Genomic DNA, 22,625 nt, shown 5'->3' on the forward strand with positions numbered 1-22,625 from the left:
GATGAATATACTTTTCATTATCGTCGCGGCTATTTTGCTTCTAGGTCCATTGATTGCAATTCATGAATTTGGACATTACTGGGTAGCACGAAAACTTGGCGTTAAGGTTCTTGTGTATTCAATTGGATTTGGTCCAACAGTTTTAAAGTGGACCTCTAAAAAATCGGGTATCCAATATCAGCTCTCTGCATTACCTTTAGGTGGTTATGTAAAAATGCTGGATGAGCGTGAAGGTAATGTAAGTGCGGAAGATTTACCGTATGCGTTTAATCGGCAATCCCCTTTAAAACGTATAGCAATCGTTGCTGCGGGGCCACTTGTTAATTTAATTTTTGCTGTTTTACTTTTTTGGATTCTATTCTTACCAGCACAAGAACAATTAAACACTCGAATTGGTAAAGTGATTGAAAATACGCCAGCCGAACAAGTAGAGATGCGTTCTGGTGATAAAATCATAGCTGTGGATGGAACTGCGACGCCAACTTGGGAAAAATTGAATTATGCGCTGATTGATCGCGTAGGTGAAACTGGTACGATTCAAATTCAAGCTGATCGTGATGGTCAGGTACAAACTTTTAATTTACCGATTCAGCAATTTCTAAAAGATCAGTCTCAATCACCTTTGGAAATCTTGGGATTTTTACCATATCGACCTCATATTCAACCAGTTGTGCATAAATTATCTGAAGATGGTGCTGCTATACGCCAAGGGATGAAAGAAGGTGATGTAATTGTCGCGATTGATAATAAAAAAATTAACGATTGGTTTGAAGTTGTTGATATAGTACAAAAATCACCAGAAAAACTATTGAATATTGAGGTGATGCGTCAAGGCGAGATCGTTCAATTAAAGGTCATGCCCCAAGGGAAGCGCGATAATATGGGGAATACGACAGGAATGTTGGGAGTTCAAGCTCAATCTGGTCAGATCAATATTCCTGCTGAATATAAGCATACAATTCAATATAATCCAGCGGAAGCTTTTGTGGTTGCGGTTGAGAAAACGGGTCAATTATCATCTATGATCTTAGGCTCAATTGTCAAAATGATTCGTGGATTGATTGGGTTGGATAATCTCTCGGGTCCAATTACGATCGCTAAAGTTGCAGGTCAAAGTGCTGAAATGGGGTGGCAAACTTTCATTTCATTTATGGCATTAATGAGTGTGAGTTTGGGGATATTAAATTTGCTTCCGATTCCGATGTTGGATGGTGGGCATTTAGTTTATTACATAATTGAATTAATTCGTGGTAAACCTGTTTCTGAACAAATACAATTGGTTGGATTAAAAATTGGTATGGTGTTGCTGGGAAGTATGATGTTTCTCGCAATATTTAATGATTTTATGCGTTTATAAGCGTTATAGATGGATAATTAACTTACTGGAAAACAATAGGCATGCAGCACAAACATTTATTTATGCCATTGGCACTCGTTAGCGCAATGGCAGCAGTACAACAAGTATATGCAGCAGACGAGTTTATCGCGCGGGATGTGCGTGTTGATGGATTAGTTCGACTAACGCAAGCTAATGTACTCGCAATGTTACCGGTGAATGCTGGGGATCGCATTAATGATCCAGTGATTGCGAATGCGATCCGTGCGTTGTATGCCTCTAATTCGTTTGATGATATTCAAGCTTTCAAAGAAAACGATGTTTTGGTTTTCAAAGTCGTTGAACGTCCTATTATTTCTAAAATCAATTTCAAGGGTAATAAGCTCATTCCAAAAGAAGCCTTGGAAGAGGGCTTGAAGAAAATGGGTCTAGCTGAAGGTGAGGTGCTCACTAAATTTGCACTTCAGACGCTAGAAACCGAGCTTGAACAACAGTATTCACAACAAGGTCGCTACAATGCTGATATTCAGGTTGAAACTGTTGCAAAAGCTAATAACCGTGTAGATGTCAATATTAATTTCATTGAAGGTAAACCAGCTAAAGTTTTTGAAATTAATTTAATTGGTAATACTGTATTTAAAGACGATGAAATTAAGCAAGTCTTTGCTGTCAAGGAAAGCGGATGGTTATCTGTCATTTCCAGAAATGATCGCTACGCGCGTGAAAAAATGGCAGCAAGCCTTGAAGCATTAAGAGCTTTATACCTTAATAAAGGTTATATCAATTTTGAAATTACCAACTCTAATTTGAATATCAGTGAAGATAAAAAAAATATTTTCATTGAAGTTTCAATGAATGAGGGTGAGCAATTTAAATTTGGTGAAACCAAATTTTTAGGTGATGCTTTATATAAAGACGAAGATCTTCGTGCACTAAAGATTTATAAAGATGATGCAACTTACTCACAAGAGTTGGTGAATGCAGTAAAACAGTTATTACAGCGTAAGTATGGTAATGCTGGTTATTACTATGCGGAAATTAATGTTGTGCCTCAAATTGACAATGAAACAAAAAAAGTTAATTTGAATTATTACATCAATCCGGGTCAGCAAGTTATGGTTAGACGTATTAATTTTACAGGTAATACCAAGACTGCTGATGAGGTTTTACGTCGTGAAATGCGCCAGATGGAAGGTGCATTAGCGAGTAATGAAAAAATTGATCTTTCAAAAGTCCGTTTGATGCGTACTGGATTTTTCAGCAAAGTTGATGTTAAGCCTGTACGTGTTCCAGGAGCGCCTGATCAAATCGATTTGAATATCGCTGTTGAAGAACAACACTCAGGATCAAGTACTTTAGCTGTTGGTTATTCGCAAAATGGTGGTATCACATTCCAAGCAGGCTTAAGTCAAACTAACTTCTTAGGTACAGGTAACCGGGTAGCGATTGATCTTTCTCGTTCTGAGACACAAGATTATTATAACCTAAGTGTTACTGATCCATACTTTACAATTGATGGTGTCAGCCGTGGTTACAATCTCTATTATCGTAAGACGAAATTAGACGAAGATTATAACGTTAACAATTATGTTACAGATAGCTTCGGTGGTGGTCTGAGCTTTGGTTACCCAATTGATGAGAATCAGAGCTTAAGTGCTGGTATTAATATTGATCAAACTGAAGTAACGACTGGTCCATTTGTTTCTACTTATGTACGTGATTATTTACTTGCCAATGGTGGTAGGGAAACAAGTACTGGTAAGTATTGTCCAGTCGACTTAGAGCCAATTAAAGATGATAACGGTAATGTAATTGGTTATGAACCTTGCTCTGAACCTGAAGTTGAGTACGGTAATGAGTTTAAAGGTGATTTCTTTACTTATAGTTTAAATTTAGGTTGGTCTTATAACACATTAAATAATCCACGCTTCCCAACGTCGGGTATGTCTCATCGTGTTAATGCAGAGATTGCATTGCCGGGTAGTGATGTTGAATATCAGAAGGTAACATACGATACTCAAGCCTTTATTCCTTTAGGAAAGGATTTTGTATGGCGTGGTTATGGTAAGGTAGGTTTCGGTAATGATTTACCATTCTATAAAAACTATTACGCTGGTGGTTATGGGTCTGTTCGTGGTTACGATAATAGTACATTAGGTCCAAAATATCCGAGTATTACAGATGCTGCTCTAACTAGAGAAGATAGAAACCCTGAAGAGGTGGGGGGTAATGCATTAGTTCAATTTGGCACTGAATTAATCTTACCAGTTCCTTTTAAAGGCGACTGGGCGCGACAGGTCCGTCCTGTTATTTTTGCAGAAGGTGCTCAAGTGTTCGACACTCAATGTGACGTACCTACTGGAAATATTTATTTTGGCGCAACCAATCCGACGGCATTCGATGCTAGACAGTACTGTAAAGATAACTTTGGCTTCGATGCCGGAAATATGCGTTATAGTGTTGGTGTAGGCTTCACATGGATTACGATGATTGGTCCACTATCATTAAGCTATGCGTACCCACTGAATGATAAGCCTGGTGATGAAACTAAGTCTGTTCAATTTGAAATTGGTCGTACTTTCTAGTACGGCCTTTTGCCTTAAAAGGAATAATAATGAATATATTTAAAACAATGATATCAACGGCTTTACTCACATCTGTAGTTGGCTTTGCACATGCAGCAGGATATGGGGTAATCGATTTAGAAAAAGTGGTAGAAAATAGCACGTATTTAAAGCAGCAGAATACTCAGCTTGAGCAGACAATTAAACCGCAAACGGTAAAGTTGGAACAGTTAGGTAAAGAAATTGAAGCTTTGGCTAAATCAGCTCAAGCCAATCAATCTAATGCCCAGCAACTATCCTCTCAATATCAAACGAAGATGAACGAATTTCAATCTTTGCAACAGACTGTTCAATCACGTGTTCAAAGCACCATTCAAAATACAAACAAAGTTTTTGACTCAAGAATTAAACAAGTTGCTGAACAATTGCGCAAAGAAAATAATCTTGATTTAGTTTTAAATAAAAATGCTGCCTTGGCATATGACCCAAAATACGATTTAACTGCTAAAATGATTCAAAAGGTTAATGCAATCAAATAGTCAATGAAATCAAATCAATTTCGTCTCGATCACTTGGCCAAACTTGTACAAGGCCAAGTTATTGGTGATGCAGATCTGTTGCTAGAGGGTCTTGCAAGTTTAACTCAAGCGAACTCAAACCAAATTTCTTTTGTAAATTCTGATAAGTATTTAGACGAAGCGATTTCATCTCAAGCAGGTGCGTTAATTGTCACTTCTGAGATGCAGGCTCAGCTTAATCAGCATAATAATTTTATTGTCGTACAAAATCCGTATCTTGCTTTCGCGATTTTAACTCATGTGTTTGAATCTAAAACTGTGCAACGTGGTATCGAGGCCACCGCAGTAATCGATCCGAGTGCTATGATAGGAGATAATGTATACATTGGTCATTACGTTGTAGTTGGCCCACATGCAGTGATTGGTTCAAATACAGTAATTCATTCGCAAACTAAAATTGATGAGTATGTTGAAATCGGTGAGGATTGTTTCATTGATTCGCATGTCACGATTACGGGTCGATCTAAAATTGCTAAACGTGTTCGTATCCATGCGAATACCGTAATTGGCGGAGAGGGTTTTGGCTTTGCTCCTTATCAAGGTAAGTGGAACCGAATTGCTCAACTCGGGTCTGTTCAAATTGGAAATGATGTCAGAATTGGTTCTAACTGTAGTATTGATCGTGGCGCTTTGGATGACACTATACTTCATGATGGTGTGATTATTGATAATCTTGTGCAAGTCGCACACAACGTTCAAATCGGTGAAAATACTGCGATTGCTGCAAAATGCGGTATCGCGGGCAGTACTGTGATTGGCAAAAACTGTATCCTTGCAGGTGCTTGTGGTATCTCAGGACATCTAAAAATTGTAGATAATGTAACGCTTACTGGAATGTCAATGGTCACAGGTAGCATTTTAGAAGCTGGTACATATTCTTCAGGAATGGGATTGCTCGAAAATTCTCGTTGGAAACGAACAGTTGTTCGTCTAAGACAATTAGCAGATGTGCCATTGACCAAATTAGTCAAACAAATAGATGATATGCAGGCTCAGTTAGAGTCAATCGAATCAACTTTAAAATTGCGTAAATAATATGACAGAGTCTACTTTATCTTTTTCAATTCCTGAATTGCCGATGAATATTCAAACTATTCGTGAATATTTGCCGCATCGTTATCCATTTCTATTGGTAGACCGTGTTACAGAAGTGACTGAGAATGGAATTGTCGGATTTAAAAATGTCTCCATAAATGAAGAGTTTATGCAAGGTCATTTTCCAGGTTATCCAATCATGCCGGGTGTCTTAATCGTTGAGGCGATGGCACAAATTTCTGGCGTTCTTGGCTTTATCATGAACAATGAAAAACCCAAACCTGGTTCACTTTTTCTTTTTGCTGGCGCTGAAAAAGTTCGTTTTAAAAAACAAGTCGTTCCTGGTGATCAACTCGTGTTAAAATCAGAGCTTGTAATGCAGAAACGTGGTATTTACAAGTATCTTTGTAGTGCGAGCGTTGATGGTGTAATTGCAGCGACAGCTGAAATTATTATTTCTCATCAGAAATTAGAGCAAGCATGAGTAACAGTGATTTAATCCACCCTACAGCAATTATTGATCCTACGGCAACGATTGCTTCTGATGTAAAAATTGGTCCTTATTCGATTATTGGTCCTCATGTGACGATTGATAGTGGGACAGTGTTACATTCTCATGTGGTGGTTGGTGGATATACTCGCATCGGTAAATCAAACGAAATTTTCCAATTTGCCAGTGTGGGTGAGGTGTGTCAGGATCTTAAGTATGCTGGTGAAGAAACTTGGCTTGAGATTGGCGACAACAACAAAATTCGTGAGCATTGCAGTCTGCATCGCGGTACAGTGCAGGATCAAAGTATTACTAAAATTGGTAGTAATAACCTTTTAATGGTGAATACGCATATTGCGCATGACTGTGTGGTGGGTAATAACAACATTTTTGCAAACAATGTTGGTGTCGCAGGTCATGTGCATGTTGGTGACTTCGTTGTTGTCGGTGGCAACTCCGGTATTCATCAATTCTGTAAAATCGACTCATATAGCATGATTGGTGGAGCATCATTGATTTTGAAGGATGTTCCTGCTTATGTGATGGTGTCTGGTAATCCGGCGCATGCATTTGGAATGAATGTAGAAGGTATGCGTCGTAAGGGTTGGTCTAAAGATGTAATCAATGGTTTGAGAGAATCATTTAAGTTGATTTATAAAAGTGGTCTGACGACACAACAAGCCATTGAGCAGATTACTGCTGAAATTCTACCAAATGTTTCTGAAGCACAGCTCCTTATAGATTCTCTGAATGAATCTAAACGCGGTATTGTTCGTTAAGGGCTTTTGCTAACATAAAAAAAGACATCTTATGATGTCTTTTTTATTTAACTTTTTTTGAAATATCCAGCTTCTTCTGAGTCAGGATATGTGCTTAATAATTTATTTTTGTAAATTTCAGCAGTTTGAACATTTTTATTTACATCTTTCGCGATGCTATACAGCTGATACAAAGATCGAGCTGCTTTTCCTGAATTTGGGAACTTCGAAGCGACAGTTTCATAGTGTTTTCTTGCTTCTTCATAATTGGGTGGTTCAATTGCTAAATTGAACTCAGCTAACCAAAAATAGGCATTACCTGTATACACACTATTTGGATTGTTACGTACAAAGTTTTGCATAGGTGCAATAGCTTTTTTTGCGCCACCTTGTTTGTATGCATCTAAGGCAACTGTATAAGCTGCTTTATCAAGTTCTTGTTGGTTGGTTTGATTCAAGTTCGTTGCATTTTGTGATGCTGTGGTATTTGAGTTAGTGCTAGTGTTTGGTGCAGTTGGCTCATTGGGAGCGGGTGGTGCGGCATTAGAATCTTCGGCATTGGACTTTTCAACAGGATCAATTTTTTGTTGGAGGAGTTCTAATCTTTGATCTAGATCTGTATAGCGATTTTTTAATTCGTTGGTCAGTTGATTAATTTGATGTTCTTGTTCTTCTAATTTGCCTTGAAGTGCACGAATTTGATTTTCTAAGCGTTGATTTTGTTGGATAAGTTGCCAACTGGTGTTGGTAGGAGCGGTAGCGGTGTTATTCACTGCGACTGCTGTTTGGTTCAAACTTGAATTTTGGCTTAATCCTTTTGATTCGATAGGAATATTGGCAAAAACTGATGTTGAGCTCATCAATGCTAGTGCAAGAAAAGTACGCTTATTGAGCATGTTCATTATTCCATTTGTATCCATACTCAAATTTGAACTTTGAGTATTTTCAATTCTTAATAATCAGATCATTAAAAACGTCATAGCATTTAAAATCAATATAAATTTACAATGAAACTGTATAAATGAAGAAATTTAAGTTGAAGTTATTTAGATGAAAAATATCAAGTTTGTTGTTAATAGATTAGTAAATATTCACTTGAACTTTTTTAGTGCCTTTAAAGCCCATTATGGTATTGCAAGATCGTTAAAAATCTCTATACTCTGTTCTTGCAATGGTAGCCCTGCTGGTGGCTTCGCAATTGTACTCTGAGAACCCCGCCAGGACCGGAAGGTAGCAACGGTATCAGAACTATGATGTGCCGGAGTTTTGCTAGTAGGGTTGCCACCATTATAATAATTTTATTTCTTATTCTCCATTCTCTTTTCTTTTTATAGCTTTCATAATCGCATCCATTTCAAAGCCTCTATATTGTAAAAAGCGAATTTGTTTTGCTTTTAATTTTGCGTCCTGAGCAACTTCATAGCCATATTTTTTGACCTTCAATAAGTATGCTTGTTCATACCAATCTATTTCTTCCATTTCTGGTTCAGCCAACGCTTTATCAACGTGTTTGCTTTTAAGCGCTAGCTTTATTCGATTTGGACCTTTTCCTTTACGTAATTGGCTGCGTACCGTCATTTCTGCAACGCGAGCATCACTTTGATAATTTTCTCGCGCTAGCTCATCAACTAAGCTCAAAACCTCTTCCTTATTTTGTGCATACAAAGCAAGTTTATCGATTAAGTCTTTTTTTGAGTATTCTTTGCGAGTTAAGACTGCAAATGCATACGATCTCAAACGAGTCCCTGTTAAGCCTTTATTCTGTGCTAGAACTGATGAATGAGTATCATCTAAATCACATTCATCTGGTGCTTGATCGGTTAGGTGTTGACTAGTCGAGTGTTGATCATTGATGAGATGTTGAGGTTCATCTTCATTCATTATTGATTTTAATTGCTCATAATGAATGAACTTGGGAAACTTCTCTGACATTTTAAATCCATGCACTTAAACAAAAGCGCCCAGAATTTGGGCGCTTCGATTTCAAATTTTTGAAAAATTATACTTCAAATAAATCTGCTTCTTCGTCATTTTCTTCAGTTGGGGCTGGTGTCGCTGTGGTTAACAACTGTTCACGAATCATGCGATCAAGATCTTGTGCAAGTTGAGGATTTTCCTCAAGGTGACGAATCACGTTGTTCTTACCTTGTCCAATCTTGTTGCCTTGGTATGAATACCAAGCACCAGCTTTTTGAACAAGTTCTTGTTGTACAGCGAGATCGACCAATTCAGCAAGCTGATTTGTACCTTTACCGTACATGATTTGGAATAATGCTTCACGGAAAGGAGGTGCCATTTTGTTCTTCACCACTTTAACGCGTGTTTCAGAACCAACTATTTCATCACCTTCTTTTACTTGACCAATACGGCGAATGTCTAAGCGTACAGAAGCATAGAATTTGAGCGCATTACCACCAGTAGTGGTTTCTGGACTTCCAAACATGACACCAATTTTCATACGAATTTGGTTAATGAAGATCACCATGCAGTTGGAGCGCTTTGCATTACCTGTAATTTTACGCAATGCTTGGCTCATCAAGCGCGCTTGTAGACCCATATGAGAGTCGCCCATTTCACCCTCAATTTCGGCTTTAGGGGTTAAGGCTGCTACAGAATCGACAACAATTAAGTCGATAGCGCCAGATCGGACCAGCATATCTGCAATTTCTAGTGCTTGTTCACCGTGATCAGGTTGTGACACCAATAAGTTATCGATATCTACACCAAGTTTGCGAGCATATTGAGGATCTAAAGCATGCTCAGCATCGATAAATGCACAAGTACCACCTGCTTTTTGACATTGCGCAATCGCTTGAAGTGTCATGGTGGTTTTACCTGATGATTCTGGACCATAAATTTCAATAATACGGCCTTTAGGTAAACCACCAATACCTAGTGCGATATCCAATGTAAGAGAACCTGTAGATACAGCTTCTACAGCTTGAACAGTATTGTCACCAAGGCGCATTACCGTATTTTTACCAAATTGTTTTTCAATTTGGCTTAAAGCAGCACTCAGTGCTTTGCTTTTATTATCATCCATCTCATAACCTCAAAACGATGTAAATCACTGATAACTTAAGTGGATGTCTTTAATTAAGTCTAATGTCCACGGCATTATAGTGACAGAAAAAATAGGACTGTTCTATAATTTTAAACTTCAAAACGACAATATTTGTCGCTTTAACTTATTCATCATCGTATGACCAAACTTCGTCATATTGCTGACCATTTTGTTGACGGAATCTTGTAATATCACGTCGATCTTTTTTGCTTGGACGATGATCTGGTCGTGCAAGATTATGCAATTTTCTTTGTGTAGAAAGCAACTCACGACGCGCGATACTGACTTCAGTTTCTTCATAGAGTAATTGTGCAGCAGGTGCCCCGCCTCGTACAGATGATAATGCTTTCACAATGACGGTTTTCTTTTCAAATCCCTGCTGAATCGTTAACTCCATTCCTACACGTACTTCTCTGGAAACTTTAACGCGATCATTGTTGTGATGAACTTTACCACCTTCGATTGCTGCCTTGGCAATTGAGCGGGTTTTAAAAAAGCGTGCTGCCCAAAGCCACTTATCAATTCGCATTGAATCTGTGATTTTAGTTTCATGCTGTTTTGACATTCATTTCTTTCTCATGGTTAATTTGGTCTAAATAGGGGATTAATGATCTTAGATCATTGATTGCAGGATACTGAAGTTTAGACCTTTCGCGCTCAGGTTGAGCGCTAGATGGTTGGGTAATTGTGATCAGGTGTTCGATACCAAAAGATTTAGCACCTTCGAGTACTACCGCTGTATCATCAACGAGAACGCAGTGACGAGGTTCAAATGGGTGCATTTTCTGTAATTGATCCCAAAATTCAAAACGCTCTTTAGCAAAACTGATCGTTTCGCTACTGATCATCACTTCAAAATAAGAGGTGAGGTCAACTTGATTCATTTTCAATGCCAAACCTCTTTCATCAGCATTGGTGACTAACCACATTCGGTATCCAGCTTGCTTAAGGCTTGATAATAACGCAATGCATCCCTGTCTCGGCTTGATGAATTCTTTGTGATCGTGTTGAAGCTGAAAGGTATCAACGCCGACTTTGGCTGTCCAAAAGCGCGTAGAATACCAATCGAGCGTGTGCTTATGATCTTGATAAAATTTAAATAGAATTTGATTGCTCTGTTCTAAACTGATTTGATGAGTTTTGGCATGTCGCTCAGGGAGTTTGTGATTCCAAATTAAATCGTCAAAAGCAAGATCGAGTAGGGTTCCATCCATGTCGAACATGATGATGGGTTTATTCATTCATCTTTCCTCAGGTATTGTTGCAATTTAGCACAAATAAAAACAACAAAATGGGTGTTATTTAAATATCGATTTACACCATCATTTGATGCAAAAGGTTGGACTCGCATCAGCATTTTAAAATTGAACTTCAAGAATGGGTGTGCGTGGTGACTTCTATATTTCATTCCATTCGTATTATATCGAATTGGATGTGTAAGGTCACAAATTTAGATCTTAAGAATGAATACAAAAATAGTATAGAAGTCGCGATGAATGCATCATATTTTTTGAAAATGGTGCATAGGAGTTTGAAGTATGACAAATCATGATAATAGTTCGAAACCACACAAAGAATCTAATGAGGATAAAGGGAATCAGGACTCTTTTAAAAATAAAGAGCCTGTAAAAAAACCGAATGAACAGCCTGAAAGTCCAGTCAAAGAGCAAAAATAAAAAACAAGCCTTCTTTAAGAAGGCTTGTTTTTTATTTTGATACTGACTCTAAGGTGCGCTCTGATTTTTGGAACTATTGCGGGTGTTATTTAAGATGAATTGAGGGTTGTTGGCAATCACGCTTCGGATTTTGTTTTAAAAGTGTTAGAGTTCTTATGATTGAAATGGGTTATGTGTTTCAAAGTGGTTATATTTTATAGGTTTGCTACTATAAATATAAATCCAAAAATGCAAATTAAATCATGCTGCATTTAAGCTGAGGTTCTTAATATAATCGTCATGCTTAGAGTGTGTAGCGCCAAAAGACAAAAATAGGTTTTATCCATGTTTATCACAACGCATGCTCCCCAAGATCAGCAAATGTTAAATTTGGTTCCGATTTTGGCTGTTGCAAGCCAAATATTATTAGAAGAATATCAAAATTATTGTGCTGGACGTGATTTTAAAATCAACGAAAAAGATGATCATTCTCCTGTAACTCAAGCAGATTTAAAGGTCAATCAATATCTGCTCAGAGAGCTTGCAAAACTTACACCTGATATTCCAATCATTTCTGAAGAAAGTGATTATTCAGAGCGACATGAATGGCCTCAATGTTGGATGCTAGACCCTTTGGATGGTACGAAGGAGTTTATTCATGAACGTGATGAATTTACAATTAATCTGAGTCTTATTCAGAACCATCAAACTGTATTTTCAGTCATAGTCGTGCCGACTGAGAAAGTTATGTATATGGGCTATTTGACGGATCTTCCTTATAAATATTCATTTATGAACAATATTTGGGAAAAATATTGCAAATTTAAAGCCTCACCAGTCGATGCCATCCAAATTGGGCTGAGTCATAGTAGTAAAAATCCTAAGTATCAACACTATATTGATTATATTGAAAGAGAAATACCGGTTATACGTCGTGAAGCTGGAAGTGCTTATAAATTTTGTATGATGCTTGAGGGTGAAATAGATATTTACCCAAGATTTCATCCAACCTCCGAGTGGGACACCAGTGCTGGACAAGGCTTGCTAGAGAGCATAGGAGGTGGTTTGTTGACCTTGGATTCTGTGCCATTTACCTATAATCAGCGTGATACTGTTTTGAATAATGGTTTTATCGCCTATCGTGATCCTGAAATGAGGCAATTGGCTTTAGATGCGTTGTCAAATGTACTTTAGGGGAGTGGAACTATAATTTCATCGTGTTATAGTCAAATTAATTTCATTTATTAGAATTATTATGTCGCTGAAGTTGCTTCCTCCAAGTATGCTCAGAGCGGTTGATTTACTGCCCGATGTTGCTGTGCCTGTTACACTATTTACTCGCCACTCAATTCGTGAAATGGTGGTGGGCCAAGGACTCGCTGGATATGATTTGCAATTAACAGATCAAGGTAAGGATTTGGCACAGGCTTGGGGGGCTTATCTTATTGATCAAACAGATCGTGTGATTGAACACTGTATTTCTAGTCCAATTCAACGTTGTATTGATACTGCAGCACTGATGATTCAAGGTGCTGATCAAATCAATCCTAAGTCAAATACCCATCATATTAAAATTGTTGAGCAGGGGCTTTTGGTCGAGCCTGGTAGCTTCGTTTTAGATATCGAACAAGCTGCGCCATATTTTAAGCAACAAGGTGCTTTGGGATTTATTAATAGCTTTGTAAACAATACTTTACCTGGGATGAAGCAGCCAATTACAGGTGTGATTGATGTTTTACATTTGCTTTATCAAACTCACCCTCAACAGAATCATGGATTAAGTTTGGCGGTTAGCCATGACACTATTCTGGCTGGTATTCTGGCTGTGATTTCAGGTAAAACACAGATTATTCAGCAGGATTGGCCAGAAATGATGGAAGGTTTGTTTGTTTGGTTTGAAGGTGAAGCATTCATAGATGCAAAATTGAAATGGATATGGCGTGGTGAATGTAATGAGCTGTCTATTCGTGAATTTATAGAGCAAGAAAGATAGTAATTTTAATATTATTTAAGTATTGTTGATAAATTTAAAATATAAAAAAAGCCCTTAAAGGGCTTTTTTTAACGCAACTTAGTTAGAAGCTAGAGCTTTAACTTGTGCATTTAAACGGCTCTTATGACGAGCAGCTTTGTTCTTATGGATGATACCTTTGTCAGCCATACGGTCGATTACAGGTACTGCAGTTTTGTAAGCTTCAGAAGCTGCTGCATAGTCACCTGCAGCGATCGCTGCTACTGTGCGTTTAAGGTAAGTACGAACCATAGAACGTAAGCTTGCGTTGTGTTTACGTGCTTTAACGTTTTGACGAGCACGTTTTTTTGCTTGAGCAGAGTTTGCCACTCGTGCACTCCTTGAAATTGATTGGTCTGGGCGGGCTGAAATTTCAACTAAATACAAACATTAGAAGAATTTACACCAGCCCGTAAACAAGTGCCATATTGTGATTAAATGATGCGGCAAAGTCAAGTCTTGACATGCTTTGACAACATTTTTGATGCAGATAAAATGCGGTTAGCACGTTAGATTAGATAAATATTGGAAGGAATGGCGAAAAAATGATTAAAAATATTAAAAGTGCAATAGTTATAGGGGCAACTGGTTTAGTTGGTCGATCTTTGGTAAATCATTTGAATCAATTGGTAGATTGCGAAAGAATTGTCGTAGTTGTTCGTAAGCATGATGAACAATTTGAACAGTTCACCAAAGTTGATCAGTTGGTCATTGATGACTTTTTAATGTTAAATGATGAGGACGCTTCTGAATTCTCACATGCGTTTAGTTGCCTAGGAAGTACAATTAAAAAAGCAGGCTCTAAAGAAAATTTTTACAATATCGATTTTGAGATAAATGCTCATTTTGCTGATTTGCTCGTGAATACCGATACTTTTTTTGCAATTGTAAGTGCGGAAGGTGCGAATGAAAGATCTCCATTCTTCTATAATCAAGTGAAGGGAAAGTTAGAAAATTATCTAAAATCATTATCACTCTATCAATTGGCGATCATTCGACCTTCACTCTTAATTGGTGAAAGAGCTGAAACAAGGACACTCGAAGATATTTCTCAGAGTATTTTCAAGCGAGTATCGCAATTTCTGCCAAATACATTCAAATATAAGCCAGTGACAGCAGAGCAAGTCGCTAATACTATGGTCGTGAGCGCAAGAACTCAAAATGAAAAAATTAAGATTTATGATAATTTAGAGATTCAAAAACATAACTGAGGGTATAAAAAGTGACAACGCCAACATTTGTGACGTGTGATTTACTGGATGACCATCCTGATTTAGATATTCAAGTATTGTATCCATCTATTGATGGAAAATTCTTCAAAAGTTACGGCGGTGTAAAAAGCTTTGGGGGTGAAGCTGTCACTGTTAAATGTTTTGAGGATAATTCACGAGTAAAAGAGTTACTCGCTACAGATGGGCAAGGCAAAGTTTTAGTTGTAGATGGTGGTTCTTCCATACGTTGTGCATTGATGGGAGATATGATTGCTGAGTCTGCCGTTAAATATGGATGGGGTGGTGTCATTATTAATGGTTGTGTTAGAGATGTTGATGCTATTGCGAGTTTAAATCTAGGCGTGCACGCACTTGCGGCTATACCTCAAAAAAGTAATCGCAAAGGGGTGGGCGAAACCAATATCACGATTCAAATTGGAAATATCACAATCCAACCAGGTGATTATATCTATGCAGACAATAATGGAATTATTGTGTCCAAGACAAAATTAGTCGATTAATTTAAATAAAACAAAAACGAGGTAATCAGTATGGTGATTCATCAATTAAAAGTGGCTCAGGCGCTAGCTTCAGCTGTTGCAGAAGGTGGACGTGGGACTTCAGGTACACCGTTTCCTAAACAGCCAGAAAAAGCATTAAAGCTTTACGAATTTGAAGGATCACCATTCTGTCGTCGTGTAAGAGAGGTGTTGACTTTACTTAATCTTGACTACGAAGTGTATCCTTGTCCGAAAGGTGGAAGGGTCTATCGAGATCAAGTAAAAACACTTGGTGGTAAGATTCAATTTCCTTTTTTAATTGATGAAAATACTGGGGCTAAACTTTACGAGTCTCAGGATATTATTCACTATCTTTTTAAGCATTATGGTGAGACAGGTCAAACACCGAAGCAATTCTCACACTACCCCAAATTGCCTGTAGTTGCTCTAGCTGGAACACTGATTAATGGTGCTCGTGGGATTTTTATAAATAAAGCGATTAAGCAGAGACCACAACCCGAGCATTTAATTGAGCTGTGGGGGTTTGAAGCGAGTCCATACACCAGAATCGTGCGCGCTGAACTCACAGAACTTGAATTACCATTTAAGTTTCATAATGTTGCTAAAGAACGTTGGCAGGATCAAGGACCAGCGATTTTACGATTGAAGCCTGGGAAATATATTCCTTTGGCTGGCGGTAAACGCGAGCAGGTTGTAAAGGTAATGAATCGCAAGGGGAAGGATATACAAGTCCCGTATTTAGTTGATCCTAATACAGGCGTAAAATTGTTCGAATCGAAGAAGATTGTAGAATATTTAAGAAAAAATTACGGTTAATTTTAGTTTGAGTGCTTTTTGGTCATGAATATAGGTGTATTCGTGACCAAATGCTAAGATAAAACATTATTTTGAGTTTTCAGCTTTTCTTACCGAACTATGTTTAAAAAAATTTCTGATTTGTTTCAAAAAAAACCATCGGCTGAGCAAGTTTATTTACAGACCCATCAAATTCGTCATGATCCTGAATTAGGATATATTATCGATGACGTTGTTTTGAATGAACTAAATGAAAGATTGTCATATTTTTCGAACCGAAAGGTTACTCGTTTTGATGATTTGGAAAATTTATTTTATCGGGGAATGTTGATCAAAGAGAAAATAGATCTCGAGTTGAATACAGGTCGTTTTACTACGAGATTAGGTAATAATCAACAGAATCTAGAACAGTTAAAAAAATTCGTGATATTGCTCAATGATTATTATCGTGAATTCAAACGTGAGCGCTAATGTTTGCGACTGAATGTTTGTGATATCTAAAAATAACTCATTCTCGATTTTGAACATGATAAAATAGTGCAATGTCCTACCAGACTTTTAAAGCGATCTTCATGTTCCAAAAAGAAATTTCTCAACTTAATCTATCACAAATAAAATCTGGCGAAAAAAGATGGTTAGGGGCGCTTAAAGGCTCTGCCATCGCTTTGCTTTTAAAAGAAATAAGTCAAAACTCTGATCGACTCTTTGTTCTGGTAGCTAGAAATAATCAACATTTAGCTCAACTTGAGAGTGAACTTGAATTTTATGGTGTGAAGCCCACCATCTTTCCAGATTGGGAGATCTTACCTTACGATCGGTTGTCTCCGCATCAAGATATTGTCTCAGAAAGATTATCAGTGCTCTCTAATATGCCAGCAAAAGGGATACTACTCATTTCAAGCACAACTTTGGCACAACGTGTTGCGCCGACGTCTTGGGTGTTAGGTGAGCATTTTGATATTAGCGTTGGGCAAAAATTTGATTTAGAAAAGCAGAAACAACGCCTGATTCAGGCTGGTTATCATTTGGTCGATACTGTATATGATCATGGAGAATTTGCTGTTCGGGGAAGTTTAGTTGATATTTTTGCTTCAGGGCAAGATGCTCCAATTCGAATAGATTTGTTTGATGATGAAATTGATTCTTTGAAATTTTTTGATCCAGAAACTCAAAGGACCACGACGAAACTTGAACATTTTAAGGTTTTACCAGCTAAAGAGTTTCCTTTAAAAGAAGGTAGAGCTCAATTTCGAGACCGTTATGCTGAAGAGTTTCCAACGGCGAACCCGAAAAAGAATCCAATTTATCAGGATGTAATGGAGGGTATATCTTCACCCGGATTGGACTATTACTTTCCGCTGTTCTTTTCAAAAAAAGAAATGCTAGAACAAAGTAGTATTACATCATACTTACCAAATCATTCCATTGTCATTACAGATCGAAATATTGAAAGTGAATTAACTCAATTTTGGAAAGATATTTATCAGCGTTATGAAGACCGACGTCATAATGTTGATCAACCTTTATTAGCTCCAGAACAAATCTTCTTTCAACAAAATCAAATTTTTGAACAACTCAATCAGTTTCCTCGTATTATCGCATTTGACGAAGTTTTTGAACCTAAAGCGGGTGTAATTAATACCTCTGCTGAACAGCCACCTCGTTTAGCGGTAGAGCCTAAACATCAACAGCCTTTTCATGCTGTAAAATCATTTATTGATGCTGCGCAACACCCTGTCTTACTCGTCGCTGAAAGTGCGGGACGTCGTGAATCGTTAAAGGACTCCTTACGAGCGAGTATGGGTGAAATTCCTGTTGTAGAGCATTATCAGGAATTTATTAATCAACAATATTCAGTAGCAGTAACGCATGCACCACTTGAACGTGGCTTGGAGATTAAAGGACAAATATCTGTCATTTCAGAAAATCAACTCTATGAGCATCGTGTTGTACAACGCCGTAGAAAACGCCAGCATGAAGTTTCTGAAGAGTTCTTAGTTAAAAGTTTAACTGAATTAAGTATAGGTGCACCTGTAGTTCATATTGATCACGGTGTAGGTCGCTATGCGGGATTAGTGAATTTATGTATTGATGATCAAGACCACGAATTTTTGCAACTTAATTATGCTGATGATGCCAAAGTCTATGTTCCTGTCACCAATTTGCATCTGATTAGTCGATACAGTGGAGGTGATCCTGATTTAGCACCACTGCATAAACTTGGTACTGATGCTTGGAATAAAGCTAAGCGCAAAGCACTAGAGCAAATACATGATGTTGCAGCCGAACTACTTCATATTCAAGCACGACGTCATTCAAAACCAGGCATCGAATTTGAACTAGACCACACTGCTTATATGCAATTTGTCAGTGGTTTTGCTTATGAAGAAACGCTTGATCAAGCGAATGCTATCGAAGCGACTTTATACGACATGCAACAAGCTAAACCAATGGATCGTTTAGTCTGTGGTGATGTTGGATTTGGTAAGACAGAAGTGGCGATGAGAGCTGCTTTTGTTGCTGTACAAAACAATAAGCAAGTTGCTGTTTTAGTTCCAACAACTTTACTTGCACAACAGCATTATGAATCCTTCAAAGACCGATTTGCTGATTGGCCTATCCGTATTGAAGTGTTATCTCGATTTGGTTCAAATAAAACACATTTAAAAACGATCGAAGATTTGGCAGACGGTAAAGTCGATATCGTTATTGGAACACATAAAATTTTGCAGGAAAATGTCCAGTTTAAACAACTTGGATTGATGATTGTTGATGAAGAACATCGCTTTGGTGTGCGAGATAAAGAACGTATTAAAGCGATGCGTGCCGATGTAGATATGCTGACGCTAACAGCTACGCCAATCCCGCGTACGTTAAATATGGCGTTTTCAGGTATGCGTGACCTCTCAATTATTGCTACACCACCTGCACGCCGTCTTGCTGTTAAGACCTTTGTCAATGAGCAGACCGATGCCACGATGAAAGAGGCGATCTTGCGTGAACTATTACGTGGTGGTCAGGTTTATATTTTGCATAATGAAGTGGATACCATTGAACGAGCGGCTGAAAATATTCGGTTGTTAGTTCCTGAAGCTCGGGTTGCAGTTGCGCATGGTCAAATGCGTGAGCGTGAGTTAGAGCAGGTCATGCAGCAGTTTTATCATAAAGAATATAATGTATTGGTGTGTTCGACCATTATTGAAACGGGAATTGATGTACCAAATGCCAATACAATTATCATCGAGCGAGCAGACAAGCTAGGTTTGGCACAACTTCATCAACTGCGTGGTCGTGTGGGGCGCTCTCATCATCAAGCCTATGCGTATCTGATGGTTCCGTCTATTAAAGGCTTAAAAGGTGATGCTGAAAAACGACTTGATGCCATTCAGCGTGCTTCTACTTTAGGCGCTGGTTTTGTATTGGCAACAGAGGATTTAGAAATACGTGGAGCAGGCGAGCTTCTAGGTGAGCAGCAAAGTGGTTCAATGCATGCAATTGGATATAGTCTATATATGGAAATGCTTGAGAAAGCGACTAAAGCCATCCAAAATGGTAAGACTCCTAACTTTGATGCCCCTTTGTCACTCACGGCTGAAATTAGTTTACATATGCCTGCATTAATTCCAGATGAATATTTAGGTGATGTGCATCAGCGTTTATTGTTCTATAAGCGAATTAGTAACACGGATACACAAGAAAAACTCGATCATATCCGTATGGAGCTTATCGATCGTTTTGGTGTGCTACCTCAACAAGTGAAATATCTTTTTACTGTTCATCAGGTGCGTATAAAAGCAGAAAAATTAGGTATTACCAAGATTGATTTGAGTAAGCAGGGTGGCCAAATTGAATTTTCACCTGATACTCCTGTTCAAGCGATGAGTATTATCCAAATGATGCAAAAACATCCGACATTTTTTAGAATGGACGGTGGTCAACGTCTGAAAGTGATGGTTATGCTTGAGGAAAATGACAAAAGAATTCAGTTTATTAATGATCTTTTAGATGAATTGATGAGAGGGCTTAACTGATCTAAGTTGGGCTTGAATCTATACTTGTTCGTTGCTCAAAATGCACTGGCTGACAGTCAACCTTATAGGTTGATTTTTTAGCGATGCATTGCAATGAATGAGTGAGATTCAAATCAATGAAATACATATTTTTTTGTATCGAAACACATGACTAATAATACTCAGTCTAAAACTGTTGTGTTAGTATTAGCTATCCATTTAATTTTTGCGTCATTTATAAATATATGTTTAGTTTGCATCCACAACTTGCTCAAGATACTTTTTTTGTTGGCGACTTTCCACTTTCAACTTGTCGTTTAATGAATGACATGCAATTTCCATGGTTGATTTTGGTACCGCGTGTTCCAGGTGTAACTGAATTATATGAATTAAGCCAAGCAGACCAAGAACAATTTTTAAGAGAATCTAGCTGGTTATCTAGTCAATTATCTCGAGTTTTCCGTGCGGATAAAATGAACGTTGCAGCACTAGGAAATATGGTTCCTCAACTTCATTTTCATCATGTAGTTCGTTATCAGAATGATTCTGCATGGCCTAAGCCTGTTTGGGGTGCTTCACCTGCAGTTCCTTACAGTAATGATGTTTTAGCGCATATGCGTCAAACGCTCATGCTCGCGCTTCGTGGTCAAGGTGACATGCCTTTCGATTGGCGTATGGAGTAAATACGTCAATTTCAGGGAAGAATAAAAATAATGTGAATTGAGGTAATAGCAATTGCCATTTGAACGAATGCTGGATAAAGAGCCACAGCAATTTGAAGTACTCCTCAGGATGATGGGGTATGTGATGATCGCGATTCTTGTTGTGATCTATTATTTCACTTCACAAAACCAAAATTATCAGATTTTATACCCTCTATTTATTTTCTTGCTGATTCTATTAGCGCCCCGAATTTCACACAGTATCCAATATCGTTATGGTAGTAAAACCAGACGTTTTGCGTTCTTTATTATTGATGTTGTTGTTGTAGCTACCGCCTTAGCAGCAGTGCATTTAAGTTTGTTGCCTACATTTGTTTTCCTGTTTGGATTAGTGTATACCGCCGTTAATAATAAAATTTCGATGATGGTGAGTTCGATTGCAATTTTAGTTGCGATCATTGTTTTTTATATTTGTACAATTTTTATTTTTGGTTTTGAAGACTATTTCCAGCAAACTTCAATCGAATTGTCCGTAGTCTCGTGTATATGTGCGATTCTTTTTGTGAATTTTGCTAATTATTATCAGAATCGACGTGTAAAAAAATTAGATGTTCAACGTCAAACTTATTTTAAAGAAATGAATCGATATATTGAGTTATCGAATCAGTTAAGCCGCTATGCACCAATTCAATTGTGGCAATCTATCATGCGTGGTGAAACTGAAGCGAAACTTGAATATAAACGAAAAAAAATTACGATTTTTTTCTCTGACATTCAGGGATTTACTGAGCTTTCAGAGACTCTTATTCCAGATGACTTAGCTTTTGTTTTGAATGACTATCTGAGCCATATGACTGAAATTGCTAAGCAATATGGTGGAACAATTGACAAGTTTATGGGAGACGCGATTCTCATTTTTTTTGGAGATCCAGATTCGCAAGGGGTTGAACAAGATGCCAAAAATTGCATCGATATGGCGATGGCAATGCGTCAACAAATGAAATTTTTGCGTGAACGCTGGGTGAAAATGGGATACTCAGCACTGCATATACGTATGGGCATTAGTACTGGTTATTGTCACGTTGGTAACTATGGTGCAGTTCATCGAATGGCATATACCATTGTTGGGCGGGATGCGAATTTAGCTGCAAGACTTCAAAATGCTGCAGAAATTGATGAAATTTTAATCTCGGATGAGACTTATAAGTTAGTTAAAAACTATTATCTTTGTGCACCTCAGGAACCTGTAGAACTGAAAGGGATTCATGGTTCGATTAAGAGTTGGCAGGTCATGGAAAAATATAGCACCAAGCAAACCCATCAACATTGGTTTGATTATGAGTACAAAGGGTTTCAGCTGGTGCTGAATATGGAAGAAGTACAAAATTACGAATATGCTGAATTAATCGCAGTTTTAGAAAAAATGATTGAACGTATTAAACTTCAGCAGGATTTAACCAACTCTTCTGGTATTGTGAAATTAAAACTGTCCGATGAAGTAAAATATCTAAATTAGGATCTTATATCTACACAAATAAAAAGGTCACTTAAGTGACCTTTTTTTATGGTTTTACAAATGATTAATGATTTTCAGAAGCATGGTTAATCGTGTACTTCGGAATTTCAACTTCTAAATCATCATTTTCAATTTTTACTTGGCAAGAAAGACGTGAATCTGGCTCTAGACCCCAAGCACGATCGAGTAAATCTGCTTCTACATCATTCATTTCTTCAAGGCCGTCAAAACCTTTACGAACAATGACATGGCAGGTCGTACAAGCTGCAGACATATCACAAGCATGTTCAATTTTAATACCATTTTTTAGAAGGCTTTCGCAAAGATTGGCATTTTGCTCAACTTCAAACTCAGCACCTTCAGGGCAAATTTGCGCATGTGGAAGAACTTTAATACGTGGCATAAATTTTTACCTATGT

At 37.8% G+C, this 22,625-nt stretch carries 23 protein-coding genes and 1 other RNA gene; 17 read left to right on the forward strand and 7 right to left on the reverse strand.

What is annotated here, in order from left to right; all coding sequences use genetic code 11:
• Window position 1 precedes the first annotated feature (1 nt).
• From rseP to lpxA, 6 genes are read left to right on the forward strand one after another with little or no spacing between them, the layout of a single operon-like run.
• Window positions 2-1,357: an RIP metalloprotease RseP gene (gene rseP, locus AC1M9I_RS00970; RefSeq protein WP_481594602.1), complete on the forward strand. Its 1,356-nt coding sequence runs from the start codon at window positions 2-4 to the stop codon at window positions 1,355-1,357.
• Between the two features lie 41 nt (window positions 1,358-1,398).
• Window positions 1,399-3,921, forward strand: coding sequence for an outer membrane protein assembly factor BamA (bamA, locus tag AC1M9I_RS00975; protein WP_481594603.1), 2,523 nt, complete (start codon window positions 1,399-1,401; stop codon window positions 3,919-3,921).
• 29 nt (window positions 3,922-3,950) lie between these two features.
• A complete protein-coding gene (locus AC1M9I_RS00980; protein ID WP_481594604.1) occupies window positions 3,951-4,439 on the forward strand; it encodes an OmpH/Skp family outer membrane protein in 489 nt (162 codons plus the stop codon).
• Between the two features lie 3 nt (window positions 4,440-4,442).
• The gene (lpxD, locus tag AC1M9I_RS00985; RefSeq protein WP_092766345.1) at window positions 4,443-5,513 is read left to right on the forward strand and encodes a UDP-3-O-(3-hydroxymyristoyl)glucosamine N-acyltransferase; all 1,071 of its coding nucleotides are present in this window, start codon (window positions 4,443-4,445) and stop codon (window positions 5,511-5,513) included.
• Window position 5,514: 1 nt separating this feature from the next.
• A complete protein-coding gene (fabZ, locus tag AC1M9I_RS00990; RefSeq protein WP_035263658.1) occupies window positions 5,515-5,997 on the forward strand; it encodes a 3-hydroxyacyl-ACP dehydratase FabZ in 483 nt (160 codons plus the stop codon).
• Window positions 5,994-6,782 carry an acyl-ACP--UDP-N-acetylglucosamine O-acyltransferase gene (gene lpxA, locus AC1M9I_RS00995; protein ID WP_035263657.1) on the forward strand — a complete coding sequence of 263 codons (789 nt, stop codon included), beginning with the start codon at window positions 5,994-5,996 and terminating at the stop codon, window positions 6,780-6,782. Before fabZ ends, lpxA begins: the two co-directional genes overlap by 4 nt.
• Before the next feature lie 47 nt (window positions 6,783-6,829).
• On the opposite strand, the gene AC1M9I_RS01000 is transcribed toward lpxA, so the two are convergent.
• Complete coding sequence (locus AC1M9I_RS01000; protein WP_481594605.1) at window positions 6,830-7,657, reverse strand: YbgF trimerization domain-containing protein; 828 nt, start codon at window positions 7,655-7,657, stop codon at window positions 6,830-6,832.
• A 285-nt stretch (window positions 7,658-7,942) separates the two neighbouring features.
• Here AC1M9I_RS01000 and ffs point away from each other — a divergent pair.
• Window positions 7,943-8,039: signal recognition particle sRNA small type (gene ffs / locus AC1M9I_RS01005), an RNA gene on the forward strand.
• Window positions 8,040-8,066: 27 nt separating this feature from the next.
• Here the strand turns inward: ffs and AC1M9I_RS01010 are convergent.
• The 4 genes from AC1M9I_RS01010 to AC1M9I_RS01025 all read right to left on the reverse strand — a co-directional run bounded on the left by AC1M9I_RS01010 (window position 8,067) and on the right by AC1M9I_RS01025 (window position 11,066).
• The gene (locus AC1M9I_RS01010) at window positions 8,067-8,693 is read right to left on the reverse strand and encodes a regulatory protein RecX (RefSeq protein ID WP_481594606.1); all 627 of its coding nucleotides are present in this window, start codon (window positions 8,691-8,693) and stop codon (window positions 8,067-8,069) included.
• 67 nt (window positions 8,694-8,760) lie between these two features.
• Complete coding sequence (gene recA, locus AC1M9I_RS01015; protein ID WP_035263652.1) at window positions 8,761-9,804, reverse strand: recombinase RecA; 1,044 nt, start codon at window positions 9,802-9,804, stop codon at window positions 8,761-8,763.
• Between the two features lie 145 nt (window positions 9,805-9,949).
• Window positions 9,950-10,390: an RNA-binding S4 domain-containing protein gene (locus tag AC1M9I_RS01020; protein ID WP_481594607.1), complete on the reverse strand. Its 441-nt coding sequence runs from the start codon at window positions 10,388-10,390 to the stop codon at window positions 9,950-9,952.
• A complete protein-coding gene (locus AC1M9I_RS01025) occupies window positions 10,374-11,066 on the reverse strand; it encodes an HAD-IA family hydrolase (RefSeq protein ID WP_481610538.1) in 693 nt (230 codons plus the stop codon). Before AC1M9I_RS01025 ends, AC1M9I_RS01020 begins: the two co-directional genes overlap by 17 nt.
• A gap of 297 nt (window positions 11,067-11,363) precedes the next feature.
• Here AC1M9I_RS01025 and AC1M9I_RS01030 point away from each other — a divergent pair, with 297 nt between their 5' ends.
• The 3 genes from AC1M9I_RS01030 (at window position 11,364) to AC1M9I_RS01040 (ending at window position 13,473) form a co-directional block, all read left to right on the forward strand.
• Window positions 11,364-11,501 carry a hypothetical protein gene (locus AC1M9I_RS01030; protein ID WP_481610539.1) on the forward strand — a complete coding sequence of 46 codons (138 nt, stop codon included), beginning with the start codon at window positions 11,364-11,366 and terminating at the stop codon, window positions 11,499-11,501.
• A gap of 324 nt (window positions 11,502-11,825) precedes the next feature.
• Entirely contained in the window at window positions 11,826-12,674 is an 849-nt protein-coding gene (locus AC1M9I_RS01035) for a 3'(2'),5'-bisphosphate nucleotidase CysQ family protein (protein ID WP_180027811.1), read from the forward strand.
• Between the two features lie 61 nt (window positions 12,675-12,735).
• A complete protein-coding gene (locus tag AC1M9I_RS01040; RefSeq protein ID WP_481610540.1) occupies window positions 12,736-13,473 on the forward strand; it encodes a histidine phosphatase family protein in 738 nt (245 codons plus the stop codon).
• Between the two features lie 78 nt (window positions 13,474-13,551).
• Here the strand turns inward: AC1M9I_RS01040 and rpsT are convergent, their stop codons facing one another.
• Window positions 13,552-13,821: a 30S ribosomal protein S20 gene (rpsT, locus tag AC1M9I_RS01045; RefSeq protein ID WP_035263646.1), complete on the reverse strand. Its 270-nt coding sequence runs from the start codon at window positions 13,819-13,821 to the stop codon at window positions 13,552-13,554.
• Between the two features lie 215 nt (window positions 13,822-14,036).
• Here rpsT and AC1M9I_RS01050 point away from each other — a divergent pair, with 215 nt between their 5' ends.
• The 7 genes from AC1M9I_RS01050 to AC1M9I_RS01080 all read left to right on the forward strand — a co-directional run bounded on the left by AC1M9I_RS01050 (window position 14,037) and on the right by AC1M9I_RS01080 (window position 22,206).
• Window positions 14,037-14,702: a Rossmann-fold NAD(P)-binding domain-containing protein gene (locus AC1M9I_RS01050; protein WP_481594610.1), complete on the forward strand. Its 666-nt coding sequence runs from the start codon at window positions 14,037-14,039 to the stop codon at window positions 14,700-14,702.
• A gap of 11 nt (window positions 14,703-14,713) precedes the next feature.
• Window positions 14,714-15,223 carry a ribonuclease E activity regulator RraA gene (gene rraA, locus AC1M9I_RS01055; protein WP_481594611.1) on the forward strand — a complete coding sequence of 170 codons (510 nt, stop codon included), beginning with the start codon at window positions 14,714-14,716 and terminating at the stop codon, window positions 15,221-15,223.
• A 30-nt stretch (window positions 15,224-15,253) separates the two neighbouring features.
• Window positions 15,254-16,039: a glutathione S-transferase N-terminal domain-containing protein gene (locus AC1M9I_RS01060; RefSeq protein ID WP_180027815.1), complete on the forward strand. Its 786-nt coding sequence runs from the start codon at window positions 15,254-15,256 to the stop codon at window positions 16,037-16,039.
• 99 nt (window positions 16,040-16,138) lie between these two features.
• Window positions 16,139-16,489, forward strand: a complete 351-nt coding sequence (locus tag AC1M9I_RS01065) for a hypothetical protein (RefSeq protein WP_180027816.1) — start codon at window positions 16,139-16,141, stop codon at window positions 16,487-16,489.
• A gap of 101 nt (window positions 16,490-16,590) precedes the next feature.
• Entirely contained in the window at window positions 16,591-20,049 is a 3,459-nt protein-coding gene (mfd, locus tag AC1M9I_RS01070) for a transcription-repair coupling factor (protein WP_481594659.1), read from the forward strand.
• A 224-nt stretch (window positions 20,050-20,273) separates the two neighbouring features.
• Window positions 20,274-20,711 (forward strand): HIT domain-containing protein, encoded by a 438-nt coding sequence (locus tag AC1M9I_RS01075; RefSeq protein WP_035263634.1) that lies wholly within the window; start codon window positions 20,274-20,276, stop codon window positions 20,709-20,711.
• A gap of 52 nt (window positions 20,712-20,763) precedes the next feature.
• Complete coding sequence (locus tag AC1M9I_RS01080; protein WP_481587494.1) at window positions 20,764-22,206, forward strand: adenylate/guanylate cyclase domain-containing protein; 1,443 nt, start codon at window positions 20,764-20,766, stop codon at window positions 22,204-22,206.
• Window positions 22,207-22,270: 64 nt separating this feature from the next.
• Here AC1M9I_RS01080 and fdx read toward each other — a convergent pair whose 3' ends face one another.
• Window positions 22,271-22,609: an ISC system 2Fe-2S type ferredoxin gene (gene fdx, locus AC1M9I_RS01085; protein WP_035263630.1), complete on the reverse strand. Its 339-nt coding sequence runs from the start codon at window positions 22,607-22,609 to the stop codon at window positions 22,271-22,273.
• Between the last annotated feature and the right edge of the window lie 16 nt (window positions 22,610-22,625).

This window comes from Acinetobacter sp. ANC_7553, from assembly GCF_056779895.1.

Excerpts from the sequence above, each read along its gene's own strand:
- AC1M9I_RS01060 (WP_180027815.1), top strand. The coding sequence starts at position 15,254 with ATGGTGATTCATCAATTAAAAGTGGCTCAGGCGCTAGCTTCAGCTGTT.
- mfd (WP_481594659.1), top strand. The coding sequence starts at position 16,591 with ATGTTCCAAAAAGAAATTTCTCAACTTAATCTATCACAAATAAAATCT.
- AC1M9I_RS01020 (WP_481594607.1), bottom strand. The coding sequence starts at position 10,390 with ATGTCAAAACAGCATGAAACTAAAATCACAGATTCAATGCGAATTGAT.
- fdx (WP_035263630.1), bottom strand. The coding sequence starts at position 22,609 with ATGCCACGTATTAAAGTTCTTCCACATGCGCAAATTTGCCCTGAAGGT.
- lpxD (WP_092766345.1), top strand. The coding sequence starts at position 4,443 with ATGAAATCAAATCAATTTCGTCTCGATCACTTGGCCAAACTTGTACAA.
- AC1M9I_RS01000 (WP_481594605.1), bottom strand. The coding sequence starts at position 7,657 with ATGCTCAATAAGCGTACTTTTCTTGCACTAGCATTGATGAGCTCAACA.
- rseP (WP_481594602.1), top strand. The coding sequence starts at position 2 with ATGAATATACTTTTCATTATCGTCGCGGCTATTTTGCTTCTAGGTCCA.
- lpxA (WP_035263657.1), top strand. The coding sequence starts at position 5,994 with ATGAGTAACAGTGATTTAATCCACCCTACAGCAATTATTGATCCTACG.
- AC1M9I_RS01030 (WP_481610539.1), top strand. The coding sequence starts at position 11,364 with ATGACAAATCATGATAATAGTTCGAAACCACACAAAGAATCTAATGAG.
- AC1M9I_RS00980 (WP_481594604.1), top strand. The coding sequence starts at position 3,951 with ATGAATATATTTAAAACAATGATATCAACGGCTTTACTCACATCTGTA.
- bamA (WP_481594603.1), top strand. The coding sequence starts at position 1,399 with ATGCAGCACAAACATTTATTTATGCCATTGGCACTCGTTAGCGCAATG.
- AC1M9I_RS01010 (WP_481594606.1), bottom strand. The coding sequence starts at position 8,693 with ATGTCAGAGAAGTTTCCCAAGTTCATTCATTATGAGCAATTAAAATCA.
- AC1M9I_RS01025 (WP_481610538.1), bottom strand. The coding sequence starts at position 11,066 with ATGAATAAACCCATCATCATGTTCGACATGGATGGAACCCTACTCGAT.
- AC1M9I_RS01050 (WP_481594610.1), top strand. The coding sequence starts at position 14,037 with ATGATTAAAAATATTAAAAGTGCAATAGTTATAGGGGCAACTGGTTTA.
- AC1M9I_RS01065 (WP_180027816.1), top strand. The coding sequence starts at position 16,139 with ATGTTTAAAAAAATTTCTGATTTGTTTCAAAAAAAACCATCGGCTGAG.
- AC1M9I_RS01035 (WP_180027811.1), top strand. The coding sequence starts at position 11,826 with ATGTTTATCACAACGCATGCTCCCCAAGATCAGCAAATGTTAAATTTG.
- recA (WP_035263652.1), bottom strand. The coding sequence starts at position 9,804 with ATGGATGATAATAAAAGCAAAGCACTGAGTGCTGCTTTAAGCCAAATT.
- AC1M9I_RS01040 (WP_481610540.1), top strand. The coding sequence starts at position 12,736 with ATGTCGCTGAAGTTGCTTCCTCCAAGTATGCTCAGAGCGGTTGATTTA.
- fabZ (WP_035263658.1), top strand. The coding sequence starts at position 5,515 with ATGACAGAGTCTACTTTATCTTTTTCAATTCCTGAATTGCCGATGAAT.
- AC1M9I_RS01075 (WP_035263634.1), top strand. The coding sequence starts at position 20,274 with ATGTTTAGTTTGCATCCACAACTTGCTCAAGATACTTTTTTTGTTGGC.